The sequence below is a fragment of the Pedobacter cryoconitis genome, from assembly GCF_014207135.1.
Taxonomy (GTDB): Bacteria; Bacteroidota; Bacteroidia; order Sphingobacteriales; family Sphingobacteriaceae; genus Pedobacter; species Pedobacter cryoconitis_D.
The window spans coordinates 323622-343075 of sequence record NZ_JACHCC010000003.1 but is presented as its reverse complement, the minus strand read 5'-3'; the positions used below and the strand labels follow the sequence as shown (position 1 = coordinate 343075).

General features: G+C 39.2%; 16 protein-coding genes. 5 read left to right on the top strand and 11 right to left on the bottom strand.

Annotation, left to right across the window (positions count from 1 at the left end; genetic code table 11):
- Nucleotides 1–14 precede the first annotated feature (14 nt).
- The 4 genes from HDF25_RS06940 to HDF25_RS06925 all read left to right on the top strand — a co-directional run bounded on the left by HDF25_RS06940 (nucleotide 15) and on the right by HDF25_RS06925 (nucleotide 5003).
- Nucleotides 15–1004 (top strand): FecR domain-containing protein, encoded by a 990-nt coding sequence (locus tag HDF25_RS06940; RefSeq protein ID WP_184624006.1) that lies wholly within the window; start codon nucleotides 15–17, stop codon nucleotides 1002–1004.
- Nucleotides 988–3546, top strand: a complete 2559-nt coding sequence (locus tag HDF25_RS06935) for a carboxypeptidase-like regulatory domain-containing protein (protein ID WP_184624005.1) — start codon at nucleotides 988–990, stop codon at nucleotides 3544–3546. Before HDF25_RS06940 ends, HDF25_RS06935 begins: the two co-directional genes overlap by 17 nt.
- Nucleotides 3547–3554: 8 nt before the next feature.
- On the top strand, nucleotides 3555–4502 hold the full coding sequence (locus tag HDF25_RS06930) for a DUF4249 family protein (RefSeq protein WP_184624004.1): 948 nt from the start codon (nucleotides 3555–3557) through the stop codon (nucleotides 4500–4502).
- A gap of 144 nt (nucleotides 4503–4646) precedes the next feature.
- Nucleotides 4647–5003 (top strand): hypothetical protein, encoded by a 357-nt coding sequence (locus HDF25_RS06925; RefSeq protein ID WP_184624003.1) that lies wholly within the window; start codon nucleotides 4647–4649, stop codon nucleotides 5001–5003.
- Here HDF25_RS06925 and HDF25_RS06920 read toward each other — a convergent pair.
- Genes HDF25_RS06920 through HDF25_RS06900 form a run of 5 tightly spaced genes read right to left on the bottom strand, consistent with a single transcriptional unit; the run spans nucleotide 4983 to nucleotide 8329 of the window.
- Nucleotides 4983–5450: a luciferase family protein gene (locus HDF25_RS06920; RefSeq protein ID WP_317618186.1), complete on the bottom strand. Its 468-nt coding sequence runs from the start codon at nucleotides 5448–5450 to the stop codon at nucleotides 4983–4985. The genes HDF25_RS06925 and HDF25_RS06920 overlap by 21 nt on opposite strands.
- Nucleotides 5437–6348, bottom strand: coding sequence for a hypothetical protein (locus tag HDF25_RS06915; RefSeq protein WP_184624002.1), 912 nt, complete (start codon nucleotides 6346–6348; stop codon nucleotides 5437–5439). Before HDF25_RS06915 ends, HDF25_RS06920 begins: the two co-directional genes overlap by 14 nt.
- 18 nt (nucleotides 6349–6366) lie before the next feature.
- Nucleotides 6367–7293: a TIGR01777 family oxidoreductase gene (locus HDF25_RS06910; protein WP_184624001.1), complete on the bottom strand. Its 927-nt coding sequence runs from the start codon at nucleotides 7291–7293 to the stop codon at nucleotides 6367–6369.
- Between the two features lie 7 nt (nucleotides 7294–7300).
- The gene (locus HDF25_RS06905; protein ID WP_184624000.1) at nucleotides 7301–7768 is read right to left on the bottom strand and encodes a hypothetical protein; all 468 of its coding nucleotides are present in this window, start codon (nucleotides 7766–7768) and stop codon (nucleotides 7301–7303) included.
- 54 nt (nucleotides 7769–7822) lie between these two features.
- Nucleotides 7823–8329: a GbsR/MarR family transcriptional regulator gene (locus HDF25_RS06900; protein WP_184623999.1), complete on the bottom strand. Its 507-nt coding sequence runs from the start codon at nucleotides 8327–8329 to the stop codon at nucleotides 7823–7825.
- Between the two features lie 120 nt (nucleotides 8330–8449).
- Here HDF25_RS06900 and HDF25_RS06895 point away from each other — a divergent pair, with 120 nt between their 5' ends.
- Nucleotides 8450–8827 carry a VOC family protein gene (locus tag HDF25_RS06895; RefSeq protein ID WP_184623998.1) on the top strand — a complete coding sequence of 126 codons (378 nt, stop codon included), beginning with the start codon at nucleotides 8450–8452 and terminating at the stop codon, nucleotides 8825–8827.
- On the opposite strand, the gene HDF25_RS06890 is transcribed toward HDF25_RS06895, so the two are convergent.
- The 6 genes from HDF25_RS06890 to HDF25_RS06865 all read right to left on the bottom strand — a co-directional run bounded on the left by HDF25_RS06890 (nucleotide 8809) and on the right by HDF25_RS06865 (nucleotide 19135).
- Nucleotides 8809–9741, bottom strand: coding sequence for a bifunctional helix-turn-helix transcriptional regulator/GNAT family N-acetyltransferase (locus tag HDF25_RS06890; protein WP_184623997.1), 933 nt, complete (start codon nucleotides 9739–9741; stop codon nucleotides 8809–8811). The two genes, HDF25_RS06895 and HDF25_RS06890, sit on opposite strands and share 19 nt — an antisense overlap.
- Entirely contained in the window at nucleotides 9731–10234 is a 504-nt protein-coding gene (locus HDF25_RS06885) for a GNAT family N-acetyltransferase (protein WP_184623996.1), read from the bottom strand. Before HDF25_RS06885 ends, HDF25_RS06890 begins: the two co-directional genes overlap by 11 nt.
- A gap of 159 nt (nucleotides 10235–10393) precedes the next feature.
- Nucleotides 10394–12727, bottom strand: coding sequence for a hypothetical protein (locus tag HDF25_RS06880; protein WP_184623995.1), 2334 nt, complete (start codon nucleotides 12725–12727; stop codon nucleotides 10394–10396).
- A complete protein-coding gene (locus tag HDF25_RS06875) occupies nucleotides 12657–13697 on the bottom strand; it encodes a hypothetical protein (RefSeq protein WP_184623994.1) in 1041 nt (346 codons plus the stop codon). Before HDF25_RS06875 ends, HDF25_RS06880 begins: the two co-directional genes overlap by 71 nt.
- A 100-nt stretch (nucleotides 13698–13797) precedes the next feature.
- Nucleotides 13798–14229, bottom strand: coding sequence for a DUF3995 domain-containing protein (locus HDF25_RS06870; protein WP_184623993.1), 432 nt, complete (start codon nucleotides 14227–14229; stop codon nucleotides 13798–13800).
- Nucleotides 14230–14665: 436 nt separating this feature from the next.
- On the bottom strand, nucleotides 14666–19135 hold the full coding sequence (locus tag HDF25_RS06865; RefSeq protein WP_184623992.1) for a Pls/PosA family non-ribosomal peptide synthetase: 4470 nt from the start codon (nucleotides 19133–19135) through the stop codon (nucleotides 14666–14668).
- Nucleotides 19136–19454 lie beyond the last annotated feature (319 nt).

Genomic DNA, 19454 nt, shown 5'->3' with positions numbered 1-19454 from the left:
GTTTAACAGCAAATATGCAAGATCAAGATATTAACTCACTTCTGGCCAAATATTTCAATGATGAAATTCTCCCCGACGAACGTCTTGTTGTGGAAGAGTGGATATCAGCCAATCAGCAGGAATACAGACGTTTAAAATCGCTGATGGATCAGGCTCGCGATACTACTGTCAAACCTTCTTTTGATGTAGCAAGTGGCTGGAAACAAGTGGATGCACAGATCCGGGGGGGAGTAAAAACTGTAAAGCTGGAGACTAAACCTGCACAACATAAATGGTGGTTATCTATTGCTGCATCCTTGTTTCTGATTACCAGCTTCGCATTAATTTACTACAGCAGTTATTATAACCCATTGATAACCATCAGTTCCGGCGATCTCGCTAATAAACAAATTAAACTGGAAGATGGTACTATAGTTACATTGAACGCCAATAGCCGGCTTCAGTACTTCAAACAACTGGCATCGGATAAAAGACAGGTAAAATTAGAGGGAGAAGCTTTCTTCGAAGTAACGAAAAACCCTGCAAGACCCTTTATTATAGAAGCCGGACAAGGAAAAGTAAAAGTATTGGGCACATCATTTAATGTAAACACCGATTCGTCCAAAGTAGAAGTTGTTGTCAGAACAGGTAAAGTACAACTAAGCAGCAATGCGAACCGCGCGCTTTCGATTACCCTTTTACCAGGTAACCGGGGATTACTGAACGGGGAAAACCTTGTTAAAGACACTGTCCTGTCAGAAAATGGATATGCCTGGAAAACCGGAATGCTGGTTTTCAGAAACGAGCAGATGAACACTCTCGTAAAAGTTCTTGAACATACTTATCACAGAAAAATTATTATGGAAAATGCTGATTCGTCCTGTGCGGTGACAGCAACTTTTAAAGACCAATCTTTGGATAGCGTATTAAAAGAGCTTAAACTCTTGCTTAAGTTTGATTATGAGGTTAAAAAAGATTACATTTTAATCCATAATTTAGCCTGTGGGAATGACAAAAGGCAATAAAATCTCATTTTTCCTGTTTCTGCTGCTGTCCCCTGTTTTACTATTCGGGCAGAGACAAAGCGGTTTGTTAAGTACCCCGATCAAACTCACAGAGCGAAAAGGCTCATTATCCTATTTTTTAAACCAGGTAGAACACGTAGGTATTTTGTTAACCTACAATCCCGAAAACATCCGGATGAACCGGAAAGTAACGGTATCAAACAAAATCAATACAGTAGGTGGGCTGCTTGAGGAAATATTGCGTTCCGAATCTGTCAAAATCAAGGAGTATCAGGGTAAGATACTATTAATAAGCAGTCCGAGATTAATCACACTTAGCGGAATTATCAAAGAAGAAGGTAGCAAAGAGGTTATCATAGGAGCCAATATCATAGAGAAAAGCAGTGGCAGTGTAGCCACATCAAATGGTTTCGGATTTTATAGTATCAGTCTGGAGAAAGGCGATTATGAACTTGAAATAACCCATACAGGGTATACGGCAAGCCGGATCGCAGTTACACTTGGCGATGAAAACCTCAGAAAAGACATTCTGATCAGATCTGGTCTTGATTTACCAGAGCTCAAGGTTACTGCAAGTAATGAAGCTCAGAATAACATTAATTTAAGAGGGGACTATGTCGACCTGGAAACCGCTGGTAAGTTACCTTCATTTCTCGGTGAAAAAGATATCATACGAGCTGTACAGCTTTATCCGGGAGTTGCCGGAAATAATGGAAGTTCCGTCAATATGCTGGTGAGAGGTGGTAATACGGATCAGAACCTGGTAACCCTTGACGATATATCCATCTATAATATCAATCACCTGAATGGAATGTTTTCCATCTTTAACCCCGATGTATTAAAAAGTGTAGACTTTTACCGGAGTGATTTCCCTTCAAAATACGGTGGCCGTCTTTCTTCGGTATTGAATATCCGTTCACGTGACGGCGACATGGAAAAATACCACGGTCATGCGACCATTGGTCTGCTTTATGCATCTGCCGGCTTAGAAGGTCCTATAGTAAAGGATAAGGCTTCTTTTACTATCAATATGAGACGAAGCTGGCTGGATCTGCTGGGTAAAGAGAAACTGGAAGATGCCGGGTTATTCTATTATTTTACCGATATTAATTTAAAGCTTAACTATATCGCTAATCCCAATAACAGGTTCTATATGAGTGCTTACCTGGGAAACGATGCCTTTAGACAAAAGATATACACTTATCAGGATGATCAAAGCCTGAATTTTAAATCCACCTTAAAATGGGGAAATAAATTAGTGGCTTTCAGGTGGAATAGAATTATCAGCCCCAAATTATTTAAAAATACTACTGCAACCTATAGTCAGTACACCAGCAGCTTAAATGTAGGAGAAGCTGTCATTGGGGAAGCTCCCGCCCGTATCTACTCTACGGTTAAAGATTTAGGCGTAAAGAGTGACTTTAATTACTATCTGAGACCAGATCTCAAGTTAAATTTCGGAGGAGGGCTTAACCTCAACTCCATTATATCCCCACTCCCCTATAATGAGATTATTGAGAATACAGAAAGTAATACCACCAATGCGCTGAACTTAACTGCCTATCTCGAAGATGAAATTAAAATCGGAGCACACGCCGAGTTTATCGCCGGTTTACATTATGCAGGTTTTATTTCCAATGGAGTCTCCTATCAAACCTTGCAGCCACGTTTCAGATTTTCTTACCAACTGGGTAAAAAACAGGCTCTGGCGGCATCTTATTCCAGAATGTCACAGTTTATTCATCAGTTTACCATCAATGACTTCTCTATACCTACCGAATTCCGGATAGCAAGCACAAAAAACATTAAACCTGAATTTGCCGAGATATTCAACCTGTCTTATCGCTTACAGGCGGGTAAGACAAGCAGCTTTACAGTTGAAGCCTATTATAAAAAAATGCGTAATTTACTGGCCTTAAGAACCGGCCAGGATATAACCAATAATGCCCTCGCCCCTAAACTGGAAGACAGAACAATAAACGGACAGGCTGTAAGTAAAGGTCTGGAATTTAGTTATAAGCAAGACCTTAACTGGTTGAAATTCCAGCTGGCCTATACTTTATCTAATACCACAGGCACTTTTAAAGACCTTAACCAGGGTAAAAGTTTCCCACTAAACCAGGATTTCAGACATAATTTCAACCTGGCGGTGAATGCATCTTTAGGAAAGAGACTGGAATTCACTGCCCTTTGGACTTATACAACAGGACAACACGTAACTATACCGAAAAACATCTATAAAAATATAGATGATGTACTGTTAGGCACAAATACCGCATCCACTTCGCCAAGTTATGTGATTTCAGGTATAAACAATTATACACTGGCCGACAACTACAAGGTTGACCTTGGCCTCAACCTGATCCGGAAATTTAATAATGGGCACCAAAGAACATGGTCTTTGGGTGTTTATAATGCAATAGCTGATCCTCAGGCCCGATATATATACACCACAATTGTCACCCAGGAAAATAAAATCAGAATTACAGAAGATATTAAAATACGCATCGTTCCATACTTTACTTTTACATACAAATTTTAAATACGGCTATGTACAGCATTAAAAGCTACACCGGATTGCTTCTCTTATTATTATTCGCGGCATGCGAGAAAGAAACCAATATAGATATTGCCAACCGGCCGGCGCAACTGGTTGTTCTTGGGGAACTCAATCAGCTGGATAATGGATTGGTTAACCTGAGTACCTCTGTTTTTTCTACTGTCAATTCCGGCTTTACGGATGTAGAGGATGCCCAGGTCAGCCTTTTTGACCAGCACAATAGTCTGATCGAAAAATACACTTATAAAGGAAAAGGAAACTATACCGGCAAACCAGGGATAACCAGTCAGTCTTATAAACTTACAGTTGATTATAAAGGTAAAACATATGAAGGTATGACAGCAATTCCTTCGGCATTCCAACTGGATGTTAAAGATCTGGAAGCGGACTACATCGACGTCGGGATCAATGACCTGTCACCGGAAACCAATAATTATATATTTGAACTATTAGCCCGGAACTACAGTGTAGACCGTTATTATATTACACAGGGCCAAAAAGTAAAAGTAAATTCAGAGGCTGAGTTACTTGATCAGTTATCCCATAATCCTGGATTACAGGTTGGACGTGATACGACCTTCTCGCCTGAATCGAGAAAAATACTCATTTCTACGATTGATACCCGGACAGAAAATGCTAAATATAATGAGTTAAGAGACCTTTCCGGCAGGATATTTTTAAGAGACAAAACTTTTAACGGAGGTGGGACAACCCTTGAAATACGATTCCACGAAACGGAGTTTAAAACAGAAAATATGCAGATCACACTCAGTGTCAAGTCTGTAACCCCCGAATATTTCAACTATTTGTATGCGATGGATCTTCAGCAGGCGAAATCCACAACAGGTTCTCTTGATGTTCCGCTCAAAGGAAATATGAATAATGCATTAGGCATTTTTGGAGGGTGTTACATTCAGAGAATTATAGTCAAAAAATAATGGAACACCACTGATTATCAGAGTAATCATTTTGACGCCAGTAAACCTATTTAGCTATTTATTTTAAATTTTAGCATCTTATTTTGATATTATTTTTTATATAATTGATAAAAAAAACAGGTTTAAAGATCTAAAAGGATTATTATGGGAAAAGAAAAAAGCGTTTACAGTTATTTTAGCGATGCTATGTTACTCAACGACTTAAGAAATAGTAACCGGCCGGCATTTGAAGAAATTTATGAAAGGTACTGGAAGAAAATTTATAACGATTCTTATAAACGGATAAAAAACATTGAGTTGGTTGAAGAGCTGGTAAAAGATGTTTTTGTCGACCTTTGGGAAAACAGGAAAAGCCTTAAAATACGAAGTATCAATCAATTTCTGTTAATTGCTATGCGTGCAAGGGTATTTAAATTGTACGACGAAGGAAAAGCAGGGCCACATTTTGAAAGAGGCTTAAGCATACTGAAATTAGTCTCTTTACACAAAGGGATTAACTAAAGAACCTCTCTTTGCTTTGTGTAGTTCCCGTTCATAAGAAAGACCCAGCAGATATTTGGCATAATTCTTATCTTCCTCCGAGCTGATCAAAAAACTAATCCAGCCCGACTTAGTAAATAAGTGATGGTCTTCTATTTGCCCTTCTTTCATCAGCTCCTGTTTAAATTGTCTGCTGAATAAGACGTCCATAATCCCGTTACTATGAATATGCCCTATTTCAACCTTGCCAAGGTTGAACTGTAATCCACCATATTGATGTAAGGTTCCGGTTATTCCTTCCCAGCTTAAAACCTCTGCCTCGATCTCATCTATCCAGTCCAGCACAACCGGTCTGGTCGATAACATCCATAATTTAAGCCAGCTATCAAAGATCAGTGCCATTAAAGGGACAGACTTTAAAAACCCAAGACAACTGACCACGAACAGGAATATTTTATTTTTTTTCACTGAGTTGTTTAATATGTTCCATTACTCTCAGATGTACATTTCTGGTAATACTTCTGGCCCAGATATCATAGTACCAGGTTGGGAAAACATATAATCTGTACCAGCTGTTACCAATCAGGGTTGTGGTACCATTACCATTATCTTTTAATAAAAACTGACCACGTAGTATATCTATATGCCCCATAATTTCAGGGTCCCGGGGCTGACCTGTAATATCAAAAGTCAGATCTTTGTTTTCCTGATAAGTGACTATTTTTTCATCAAAAATATATCCGTTACTAAAAATACATTTACGCCCTGCTCCCTGATAATAACCAGTCACTGTAGTCGCTCTGGGACTCGGCGTTCCTATCTGGAATAACCAATAGTTATTCTTTTCCCTGATAGGTGCAAACGCAACTACATTTTTCCATATCTCCGCCGGACTCGCATGGATAATAACTTCATCTGCAACCATATTCTCATAATGATGTTCCTGCACAGCATCTGTAACAAACAAGACTACCAATAGTGAAAAGACACTTACATTTAACTTCTGGCTGTTCTTTCTTAAGATCGTACGGCCAATAAATGCCCCTGTGATTATAAAACTAAAAATTAAAGGAGAAACGATGAGCAGACAGATTACACCTTCTTTCAAAAAGACAGAACTCAGCAGTATAGCCAATAATCCGTTTACACAAGAATAACCTGTAATAGTCCTGCCTTTCAACTGGAGGTTCCTCCAAAACCAGATACTAATCATTCCCATCAAAAGCGGCAGGATAACAAACTCTGAATAAATCATGGTTTTACTCTCTATTTCTATATGACCAGATATCCAAATGATCAGAAAGGCAAATAAGTTGGAGAAGAAAAAACCATTAAAAACAGGTGATTTTGATAAAATACGATTCATTTTTCTGATTTAACAAGTTCAAATTCTAATACTTAAGATGTCCTTTACTGCATAAGCAGCTTTCGAAAAAAGGAAAGGATAATTTGAATCCATCAGGCGTTTGGGCAAAACCCATCTGCTTTTTAAAATCAATTCAGTTTCCGTTCCAATCAATTGAGCCCCTAATTCCAGTAACCACGCTGGAGAAGGCAAACCAAATGGAATACCATAAGCCTGACGGATCATCTTCATCAGATCAGTATTTTTTACTGCCTCAGGAGCAGTACAGTTAATAACTCCTGCCAGTTCTTCATGTTCCAGCAACCAGGTTGTACATTTCGCTACATCTTGTTCGTGTATCCATGAAACATATTGCTGACCATCTCCCTGATACCCGCCTAAACCAAATTTCACCAGGTTGAGCAAACGTGGAAAAGCACTGTCACTGCGGCCCAGCACAATCCCCAGCCGCAAAGCAATTTTTCTTGTCTTTGGCGTATCCGTTTCCATGAAAACCTGCTCCCACTGACGACAGACATCTATGGAGAAACCATAACCTATTTCTCCTGTTTCTTCATCCTGTGGACGATCTTCCGCATGCCTGTAAATCGTCGCTGAAGTAATATTGATCCATAACCTGGGAGGAGACGATAATTTTGCGATACTATCACCAAGCAGTTTGGTGGGTTTTATCCTGGAAGCTATGATAGCTTCTCTGTTTTTCTTTGTGTATCTGCAATTTACATTTTTACCACATAGATTGATCAGCAAATCTGATCCTTCTAAAGCACTTGACCAATCTCCCTCATCCAATCCATTCCAGCGTAATGTTTTGATGTTCCCTTCGGCATTTTTTGCTGTTCTGCTTAGGATAATAACCTCATCAGCCAGATCCTGATAATATTTTGCCAGTATACCTCCGAGATAACCATTACCTCCTGCCAGTACAATTTTTTTGTAATTCATCTGTTTATTATTTAAAAAAAAGAATGATTGCTAATATGAGCATACGGTATAATGTCCAGGTCAGACTCAGTGTCCAGCCCAATTTTAAAATCCTGGTTCTCTGAATGTGTTCCAGCAACATCAGACCCGCCACCCCCATAAAATAAATGGCACAAATAAAGGGCGGAAGAGTTACCCAGTGGGCGAAAGCTAAAACAGGTAATAATAACACTGCCCCACCTAACGAGATTGTCATCATATGAGAAAGGTAAATCCATTTTCGCTGGCTGCTGATCTTAAACTGGCTGACAATCAATCCCTGGAATAAAACCTGTCCCCCACAGACCAGGTACTCCCGGTACAAATGATCTTCAGGAATTAACCCGTTCATCAATCTGGCATAAGCCGAAAGTATAAAGGCAACTACACCCCAGCTGATGATCAGATAAGCGCCAGGGTAATTCAGGCTGAAAGCTGGTTGAAATTTAGTGCCCATTTTAATTTATTTAATTTTCAGTAATTTTTGAAAGTTAGAAGCGAAAAAAAAATATTATTTAAAGATTTTAAAAATAGAGCCCCAAAACCAGTTCTCTTCCGCTTTAAGCATAGTATCTAATGTCTTGTCTACATTTTTTGCCAGCTTATTGATGTCTTTTACTGATTGTGTAAAAGTTATAAATTCTGGGTCTTTTGCATCTCCTTCAACCCTGGATAATTCATCGAGAACTTTAATCACAGGATCAAGCTCTCTTTTTCTGCGCTCCTTAGCCACCTGCCTGGCAATATTCCAGGTATCCTTATCAGCAAAAAAATACTCCTTACGCTCCCCCGCTTTATGCTGTTTTTCAACTAGCCCCCAACCAATCAGTTCTCTCAGAGTCATATTTGCGTTTCCCCTTGAAATACTCAGCGTAAGCATAATTTCTTCTGTGGTTTGTGCCTCAGGTGAGATCAGCAATAAAGCATGCACTTGAGCCATTGTTCGATTGATCCCCCATTCAGAGCCCAATTTCCCCCATGCCTCTATAAATTTTTGTTTTGCTTCAGGTAATTCCATGCACAAATATAGCAAACTTATTTAACTTTCAAATATTACTGAAAGTTTATTGACAAAAAAAAAAGAAGGATTGTATCCCAAAATCAATAGCTTAGTCAGAGATCATCATAACTGATAAAAATGATAGACCACATTGATCATCTGGTAATTACCGTAAGTGATATTGAACGTTCGGTTCAGTTTTATGAATCAGTCCTTTTAATGTCTGCCATCACATTTGGCAATGGACGAAGAGCTTTAAAATTTGGCAATCAAAAAATCAACCTTCAATTACTGGGTCAGGAAACCAGGAATAAGGCAGGCATAGGTTCTGCTGACCTGTGTCTGATCAGCAACTGGACAATAGCACGGGTCATCACACACCTAATACAAAAAGACATAACTATAATTGAAGGTCCAGTTGAGAAATCCGGGGCGAACGGACCAATTCTATCTATTTACATCCATGATCCGGACCTTAATTTAATAGAAATCAGTAATTATAAAACCATTTTATAGTACGTATTATCCTCACTAAAAAATGGTTTCCCTTTTTTTGAAAAACCTAATTTTTCGAACCAGGTCACCAGTATTATTGGAGAGTTTAGATAGATTTTGTCCAGCTGTTGTTCCAACAGCATACTGATCATAGCTTTTCCAACCCCCAGCCCCCTGTATTGCTCCAGTACGGCAAGCCCTTCCAGCTGATAACCAGTTTTGGTTTTGCGATAACTACAGGTACCAGCCGGCAGATCGTTTACAGTAGCCAGATAATTTACAGCTTTGCTGTCCTCTCCTATTGTCATTAACTGTTCCTCAACCCCTTCTTTCAATACAGATTTCTGAATTGCCCCGAAAATCTTTTTTCCTTCTGCACTTTCTACGATCTTAACCTCTATCCCATCAATACTGGTTTTTTCTACTTCCCGCCGAGACTTCATTTGCTCAACCAGGCCAATTGCACGTGTAAAAAAACTTTTATTCCGAAGCTGTTCCTCTACTTCATTTAAAGCCTTCATCAAATTGTTTTCTGTCTCCGTGACTTCAGTTAAAACATTGATCATTAAGTCCCAGACTGGTTTCATCTGTTCGATTAGCTCCCATGCTTTACCAGTCAGCATAACCAAACGTTTGCGTTCATCCGCCTGATCGCGTAAAGAGCTGATCAGCTTTTGCTGTTCAAGCTCTTTCAGCAAACTAATTGTAGAAGGGTGTGCAAAACCGATTTCTGCCGCAAGTTCGAGTACACTTAGTGGTGATTTAAACTGTAAAGTATAAATCACAGGAAACCATTTGGGTTCAAACTCGATCCCAAAAGCTTTATAAACCAGCAACCCATCTTTACGAATCTGATCACTCAATCGCTGCAGGCGGGTTGAAATAGCCAGTATACCTGATTCATCAATTAAATTGACGGACTCATTATTTATCATTATCCAGGTTTAAAACAAAAAAACTTGTATCAAGTGCCATTAATGGAAATTTTGCCGGTAAGTTAGTTTTTTCTATAGAACAGAACCCATTCCGTTCATAAAATCTGATTGCAGCTTTTAATATCGGTACAGTTCCCAGATAAATGTTCTTTATATTTTTCTCTTTGGCATAAATAACCAGGTTTGTCAGTAATTTCTGCGCAATTCCACGTTCTTTACCCCGGTAATCCTGATGAACAAACATTTTGCGGATCGCTCCTATTCCTTCTCCAACATTAATCAATGCAATAGAACCAATTACCTTTTCTTCATCCATAGCAATCCAGAACTCGCCACCAGGCTTCCGGTAAAATTCATCAATCTGTCTCAGGTCCGGCTGATCTTCAGCAGTGATAGGAATATTAAATTCTTTTTGCTGAATACCCAGGATCAGATCAATGATCTGTTCAGTTTCTGTAAGTGTTGAGGTTTTAATTTCAAATTGTGTTTCCATCTCTTTCGCTTATTTAAGTACAATTATACGTAGTCAACTACATATATACAAACAACATCATTTTTTATGATGAAACACTGACGATTTAACCTTAAAATAAGCAAACAAAAAAGGCTGTCCCTATAGCAGAGACAGCCTTCAATCAATTTTATTCCGGAATTAATGCTTCTTATTGATATAAGTTTTGAAATAACCACATTCATTTAAAACCTCATTATAATATTGGGTCGTCGCATACTGGCTCTTCAGTTCAGCAAAATACTTACCTGTAGGGATTTTGCTAAAATCAAAGTCCCAGTAGTACTTCTGCTTTTTATCAGGATTATTATACTGTGCATTATAGGACTCATTACGCTCACATTTACTAGCCATAAAAGTAAGTTTTGCCTTTTGCTCCTTTGTTTTGGCATTCGCACGGGCCAACAGGTAATATCTCTCCGCAACCTTGTTATCAGTAAATATCTTTCTGTACGGTACCGGGATACTAAAAGGAGAGTTTCCGTAGCTTTCAGTAAGGGATGAGGTTTGATAAAACACACGTGCATTCCCGTAATTAGTTATATTGTAATAAGCATTAGCCATTAAAGCTGCATTTCTGGAGATGTCTTTCCCGGCGTTCAGATCTTTCTTAATCGTTCTTAAAGCTTCCATAAAAGCCAGTACAGTAAAACGGGGTTTCCCCTGAACAGCCTGGTCGCAATCATGACAATCATTCAGACGCATATTAAAAGGATTTCCTAATAAAATAGTTCTGTTCAGTGTGTCTGCCTGTTTCATCAGCACGATAGCTTCATCTAATTTTTCCTGATAAACTAAAAGTGAAGCCTGAAGGTAATACAACTGCGAAACCTTGATCGGATAATAATTCAGCATAGCCTGTTCAAATGCACTTTTATTTTTCTTATTCAACAACGCTTTAGCTGCCTCTATCCTGGCGTTACTATTATAGAATTCAACTTTTGGCTGAAAGAAATACGCTTTTAATCCATCACCCTGTTTCTTATACAAATCTGATAAGAGTGACATACTTTGATTAACCGCGCTATAGTAACGAAGGTTTTTTATTGATGTTTTTTGTTTATTTAAATTATCCAGCCAATTCAGTGGCTCTACCATTTCTGCTTCATTCTTAGCATCAATATGTTTCAGTTGTTTAAGATATAGTAACCAGTCTAATATTTTATACTGTGCCATAACCAGTGTATCCCCTTTTGGCAATTGCTTTTTCGCTTTATTGTAATAAGTACGGGCTACAGTATTATTCCCAGAGAGCATATTCAGATAACCGGCGGCAAGATTCCAGTAAACTGGCTGATGAGTTTTACTTTCATTCGCAATCTGATTTACCAGTGTCCGTTCTTTTGCTGTGGCCAGCCTGATATTTTTACCGCTCGCGCTGGTATCATTTAATGCCTGTCCTGATAATTCCCTTGTATTGATCAGTCTGCTTAGTAAAAGATCAAGCTTATCTGATTTGGGATCAATGGCATAAATTTCTTTAATCGCACGGGCTTCATCCTTGCTGGTACCCAACATATGCCAAAGCGTGATTTTTTCCTGTCCATTTTTAGCCAGGTTCAGTGTTTGATTCCAATCCCCTTCATTTTGCGGATGGAAACTCCATCTGCTTGGAATTTTCATCATAAATGAGTAATTATAACACAAGCTGTATAAGTAATTAGCCTGTGCATAATCTCCCTTTTGATAATAATATCCCGCCAGATATCCCAACGTCCGGTAATAGATCATATTCTTTGGGAAAGAAGCCTCATACTTTGCGAAATAAGCCGGTAATGGAACTTCCACCTTTGTTGTATTCAAGGCATTCTGTTTCTGTTTGAAATAATAATAACGGACCGCCTGAAACCATAAACGTTCTTTGATAAAAGAATCCTTGGTTTCATCAACTGCCTTCAGCAAGGTATTTTCTAATTCAGAAGGAACTTCTTTTACAGGAACCTTTTCATAAGACCAGGAATAATCACCCGCTCCTACTGCATAACTTTCACTTTTTTTAGCCAGTGTCAGGTAATTGAAAAAAGCATCCAGCTTCTTTTGGTTAACCTGAGCATTCTTCAGATCAGGCATTCCAGCCGGTAATATGGATAATTTCCCTTTGTAGTACTGATAGGTTGAATCAATCCCTCCTGCACTAGCTTTGATGAGCAGTTTTTTTAAGGAAGCGGTATCTACCTGATGATCAAACCAGGAGTCCCATTCGGTAACAATCTGCTGATTATAGCGCTTGTTACTATCATCCACGTCATAGGCATTATTATAATATGTCGTATAACTGATAAAGAAAAATGGTGCATACTCTGCATTCACAAAGGCTTCCGGCGCAAAACTGGAGGTTTCATAATCATCGTACCCACCATCACTACAAGCAAATACCACACCTGCTATGGCTATTGAACAGATACTAAAAATGAGCAGAAACTTCTTCGAGATCTTTTGCTTCAAGCGCAGAAGCAGCGATGGTTGATAGTTCATAATATATAATATTTCGTTTTTCAAGATGTGCAAGGTGTCTGGAGACTTGTCCGGCAGCCTCATTAAGCTGTTTTTGAGTTAAGATTTCCAGTTTTAATAAATCATTCTCCCTGATATAAATTCCCGAAAGATAAAAGCTTTTATTCGCTTTGTAAATATTCGGTTGAGCAGTTTGCTCAAAATTCGTTTTATCAGCTAATTCTTTCTGCCCTATTTTTCCGTAAATCTGGATCACCTTTCCTTCTCTGATCTGTATCGTCCAGGAGAATAAAGGCAGCGCGATATCAAGTGGCAATTTATAAGTTGGCAGATAACGTACATATTTTTCTGCATCGGCAGCATTGTAAATTGAGTTTGCCTGTTTAAGGTTTGCTGATATTTTTCCCATATTATAAAACATCAATAATCCCTTATCTACCGGCGGTACTCCGGTACGGTCAGCATACTTAACCTGGTGTAAACGGATCGTTGCTTCAAGCGACTTCTTATTTAATGATTTAAACGCTTTCAGAAAAGCAAAATAGCGATTCTTAGTGCCTATGGTCCAATCACAATCTATCTGTATACTCTGGTAAGGAATATGGTTCTGTCCGGCAATATCATTGACCAGCTGATTTACTTTTTGAGCCAGTGGCGTAACCTGGTCAACAGCCAGGTTTTCAAAAATTTTATTAGTAATATAAATTACAGGGGTGATCCGAAACTCGCGGACATTCTGTTTCAAGGTGATAATCCCAACCGGCAGAACTTCTTTTCTGGTATCATTCCAGGCAACATCAAAAAACCGAAGGTAAAGCCGGTTATCTGCGGCAGCTTTCAAAAGCGAGCTTTGTGTCTTATCGAGTGTAAAAGTAGTTTTCCAATAGTAAAATGCAGTACGTGCTGTAGATTTTTTTTTCTTACACCCCACCACACAGCTCAGTACGAGACAGCAGATTATAAAACCAACAAAACCAGTCTTCCGAAGCATATAAATAAGATAATATTCATTTTTCGGGTAATCCCCGAAAAATTATTTAAAGGTAGGAAAATGATGTTTTCTTTTTGAATCCGGATGAACTGAATCTGAATTATGATGTAATAGTTATAAATATCAACAGATGAGAAAGAAAAAGAGATAAGCACAAAGGGGCATAAAACCTAGTATCCATTTTTGCGAAAACCGTGTCTTTATGCTTTTTCATCAGGCCCACATAATTAAAGTCACCAGTTGCACGCAATAGAAAAACGAATCCAACTCCAAGTATCCCATACCGGATATACTGAATGTTTATAAAGCCTGCTGATATCACATAGGCAAAGAGATTAATCAGTGCAAAAACTAACAGGCCCGCAGCGACAATAAGAGTTCCAAAGCTACTGGGAATAAATAGTTTTTCACCACTGTCAATAGTGGGCACAGCAGCATCTTTCCCCATTTGTCCACCAAATGCCCAATAGATGTGCATCAGTGATAAGAAAACAAAAATAACAGTATTCAACAGCGTTAAAAAAATAAGCATCGACAAACCTAAACATATTTCAATAGAAAATTATATTAAAACATATACCTTTTTTTATTGTATGAATTAAATCAGGATTCAATCCATGTGCTGGTTTTTCTATAAAATAATTCCCTTTTAGTTTTGATAAACGATATAGTCATCAATGGGTTTTCGTACTATTTGGTTTGGACTTCGTTCGGAGATCGTTCGGAGATTGTTCGGAGATTGTTCGGAGATGCTTCGAATGGATCTGAAGAAAACCCGAACGAAAGCTGAACCATTTACCAATCAGCTCAATCCCTGAGTTAAGGTGAACAGCTAGTAAAAAGGTCGGTGAACTTAATGCAAATCTATCTGGCCTGGATCAGGCTGATCAAGAACAATAAAAAAAAGAGTGGGGTCTGGATTTAGCTGAATACAGAAGGGTGCCTGAAAAGCACCCTTCTGTATTAGATTATTTTACGAATTTCGCAGGCGAACCAGCCCACTGTGTATGTTTTGGGATAGTCTCCCCTTTCATGACTAAAGATAGTGCCTGTAAGGTCGCTCCCTCTTCAATAGTAGAGTCATATAACACGACACTCATCGCGCCGATATTACAGTAATCACCAATATGCAGATGAGCCATTTTCATGACCCGGTCTTCAAACAAGTGGGTCTGTAAAGTGCACATATGATTGATAGCCACATGATCTCCCACATGAACCAGATCAAACTCAGTAATTTCACTGGTGTCCATATATACATCTTTTCCTATTTCGCAACCCATCATCCTGAAGAATATCGGTGCAAATGGTGTTCCCAGCAGTGAATTAACCAGTAATGGATAAACCATATTTTCACACAGCGAATTCACCAGCTCATTTTTCCAGACAAACATGCTCCATAAAGGTTTGTTAGAAGGCTTATAAGTACCGATCAATATCTTCTTAAACAGAATAGTCAGTAAAGCAGAAAGTTTAATGAGTACCAGGAGCAAAAATGGTGCTATGCAAAGTGTATGAATGATATGTCTGTCGGAATGATCATAGAAATTATCTATGAAATAATAAAACAACAGTAATATAGTCGATGTAATTGCATAAGGTAACGTGATTTTGAATAACTCAATAATACCACGTTGCATATATAATTTATTGGTTGGTCTGAAAGTTAAATCATCAGGAAACTTTACGCTTTCCTGGCGTTTAGGCAGATACATCGGCGGAGCCCCCAGCCATGAAGAATCATTAATATACTTACGTTCAACATTTGCCGGCGGTGTAGATAAAACCCCGATCAGGCAGTTACTTCCTATCGTATCTCCCGAAGAGATTACAGCACTGTTACCAATGAAGGTTTTATTCCCGATGGTAATACGACGCAGATACATCGTTCCCTGATGTACTTCAGGAGAACCTAAACTCACAGAGTCAGCCAGAAAACTTCCAGCTCCGATTTTAACCAGATCAGTGGTAATCTGATTCACTGTCGAAATTTCAGTGGCTTTACCGATTCTTGTCCCCATCAGTCTTAGCCATGAAGAAAGATAGATCGTCGCATAAACAGACCTGAAATAAGTCAGGCTCATATTCATCAGTGAATCAACTACCCATTTCCTGATGTATTTAAAGCTATATATACTAAATGCTTCTTCTTCCAGTTTACCAATAACCAGCCACTTAAATAAAGCTACCGATGAACAGTAAATGATAATGTACATAGCCGAAATTGGTATAGACAAGGCAATAGCCCAGCCCAGTCCAAAGGATATAATTACTTCATAATAGATGGCTATAAACGGAATACTCAGTCCAAAAGGAAAAAGGAATACAAAACCTAATGTAACAATAAGCAGCGTAACATAAAGCGCAAAATTCATCGGCTTATTCTGTCCGGAGAATTTAAAGGTTTCAGCTGGCTTATGAATTCCGGCAGGTACCGCAGGGGTACCTTTCCAGTGGGCCCCGGCAGGTATAGCTGTATCAGACTGAACCTGAGACAACTCACCAACAGACGATCCATCCTCCATCACAGCTCCGCACGAAATAACCGAACGCGTACCCACAAAACAGTTTTCACCAATAGTTAAGCTTCCGATAATCAGCGCCCCATCCTCAATTTTGTAACCCAGAAGGTGTGCTTCTTTAGAAATACTGGAGCCATCCCCTATACTCAGCAGGTCAAATACCCTGATCCTGTCCGATCCAAGAAACACTCTCTTCCCGATCTTTGCACCCATCAGACTGAAATACCATTTTAAAAATGGAGTTCCGCTCAGAATACCAATCGGACTCAGGTCAATCAGCTTTTTCACAATCCAGAAACGAAGAAAATACCAGCCCCAGAGCGGATACCTGCCTGCTTTGAACTTACCGATCAGAACCCACTTAGCTATAATAGAAAGTAAGATAATAGAGAAAAATATACCAGAGAAGCCTACCACCCCATAAATAAGCAGGTCATATACATTGGTAGCTGATCCAAAATGTCTCACTATAAACGGCCCCATTAATCCTGCCGAACCTATCATAAAGAAAACCAGCACACTGATCAGTTGTATACCTGAGGTCAGTGCCTTCTGAAAACCAGAAACTTTCAGTCTTACTACCGGTTCGGTCTTTTCCTGTGAAGAATGTTCCTGATCATCTGCGATAGTTTCGATCTTTGCCGCTAACTTTTGCAGGGTGCGGCAGGTATAAATGTCCTGCACAGATATCTGTGCAGCAGCACCTGTTTTACGCAGTTCAGAAACCATCATTGAAGCAACCAGCGAATGTCCGCCAAGGTCAAAGAAATCATCCGTCACAGATACTTCCTGCGGCTCAAAGTATTTCTTCCATACGGTCAGCAGCATCGCTTCTGTCTCCGTTCTTGCTCCAACCAGTTTACGGCCTTCAGTTTTATGTTGTTGTCTTGCAGGCTGAGGTAAAAGTTTTCTATCCACTTTACCACTGGCAAGCAAAGGAAAAGCATCCATCAGCACAAATACAGCAGGCACCATATAGGGTGCGAGCCTGGATTTAAGCTGCGTTTTGCAGACTTCCTCATTAAAAGTATCTTTTTCTCCTTTAAGGATCAGGTAAGCAACCAGACGTTGCACCTTTTGCTCATCCTCCTTTACAGCGACAACAGCATTCTTGATACTGTCAATCTGCAATAATTGCGATTCAATCTCAGATAGCTCGATCCTGTACCCTCTTAGTTTTACCTGAAGATCTATACGTCCCAGAAATTCTATATTACCGTCATCGTTGAAACGGGCAAGATCGCCGCTCCGGTATAAACAACGGGGCATATTTTCAGGGAGCGGAAAAACTGGCTGGATAAACTTTTCGGCAGTTAGTTCAGGCTGGTGCAAATAACCAATGGCCAGGCCCGGTCCGCCAATACATAATTCTCCAGGTACACCTATAGGTACTGGTAATTGCTGTTCATCCAGTATATAAGTATTATAATTAACTGCAGGTTTACCAATAGTGATCTTATGCAGAGGATCAAAATCAGCATAAGTAGCAATTACAGTAGCTTCCGTAGGGCCATAAGTATTTACAATACGCAGGCTATGGCTATGCCATGGTAATAATAATTCATGTGGACAGTTTTCTCCGCCTAATATCAGTAAACGTAAAGAAGGCAGTGGATACTGCATCATCGATAACATAGTCGGCACTGTAGACAGCACCGTCAGCTGATATTTTAAAATATAATCACTCAGATCAGCACCTGAATGCATTACAGCTTCAGAAACAGGGAATAAAGTGGCGCCCGAACGGAAAGCAAGCCAGATTTCTTCTAAAGAAGCATCAAAAGCGACAGAAAAAACCTGTGCAACTTTATCATGAGGCCCCACTTCAAACAAACGTTCTTCTCCTTTAACCAGGTTACTGATCGCAGCATGGGAGATAATTACCCCTTTTGGCCGGCCTGTAGAGCCCGAAGTGTAAATCATATAAGCTGCATCCGCAACTGTTATAGCTATATCTGGTGCCTCATAATGATGATGATGCAGCTCAAAAGAATTGTCATCTACAGTAATAATCTGGCAGCTCAGCTTAAAAGACGAGGAGCAGATTTCATCGCTTAATAAGAATTTTGCCCCGCAATCTTCCAGGATAAAGCTCACCCTGTCTTCCGGATAACCAGTATCCAGAGGAACATAGGCTGCACCTGCTTTAAGGATAGCCAGCATCGCGAGGTAAACCTCAGGTGAACGTTTCAATAGAATACCTACGAAATCACCTTCTTTTACCCCTTTTTCTATGAGTTCTGCAGCGAGTTTATTAGCTGCCTGATCCAGTTCATGGTAGCTTACCTGCCTGTTAGCAGTACAAACTGCCCTATTTTGAGGAAAAGCATATGCAGTATGCTCAAATAGAGAATGTAACAATTCAGGAGTTCCTACACTATTATCTACCAGGCCTGCCTGATAACCAGCCAGACGATCCAGTTCCTGATCATCCATGAAGATCAGATCAGAGAGCAGAATTCCCGGATTTTCGGCTACCTGCTGCAGGACAGTGATAAAGTGATTAGGTGCCTGTTTGAAGACAACTGCATAAAAAGCAGTCTCCTTACAACTAAAGTCTGAGCCGGTAACATCACCGTTTTCTATATGTATGGCTATATGGTAATCGTTGGCCTGATCATCACTTATCCATTTGATGTGAAGTGTAAAGTTCTCCTCGGACAAGTCGTGATAAGCCTCAACAGCATGTGCAATCTTCTCAGTTAAAACATTGAAAGACAAGTTATTTTCTAATGGATATTGAAATTCAAGTGGCGATGAGCGTAGCCCTGGTTTCCCGGTCTCGGCAAAGCTCAGCTCAAGCTTGACAGTATCTTTCAGATAGGCCTGATATTTATTCAACAGCACATAAACAGTTCCCGTAACAGCACTTAATAAGTTTAAAGTTTGTTTGGACGGCCCGGTTAATTCATTCATTTTTATAGCAGCGTATATTAATTCTTAGCTAAAACTCAATTCATAGTTCCAGATTCGGAACCCACAACTTAGTTCTTTTTTCTGTTATTACAATTATACCTTTTTAATTAAAGAGGTGTTTCTGGACCGACACGTTTATTCTTCCCGTTATCGTTTGCAAAAACCAGTCCTAAAATATTTAATTAAATTACTCAATTTGTTTTTCTTACTGTAGGATGAGATGTAAATTTCATCATATAGTTTAATGAGGGTACAAAAATGGATAAAACAAACGATAAAAGATGACATCAATCTGTATTAAAAGCCCGTTAAAAGACTT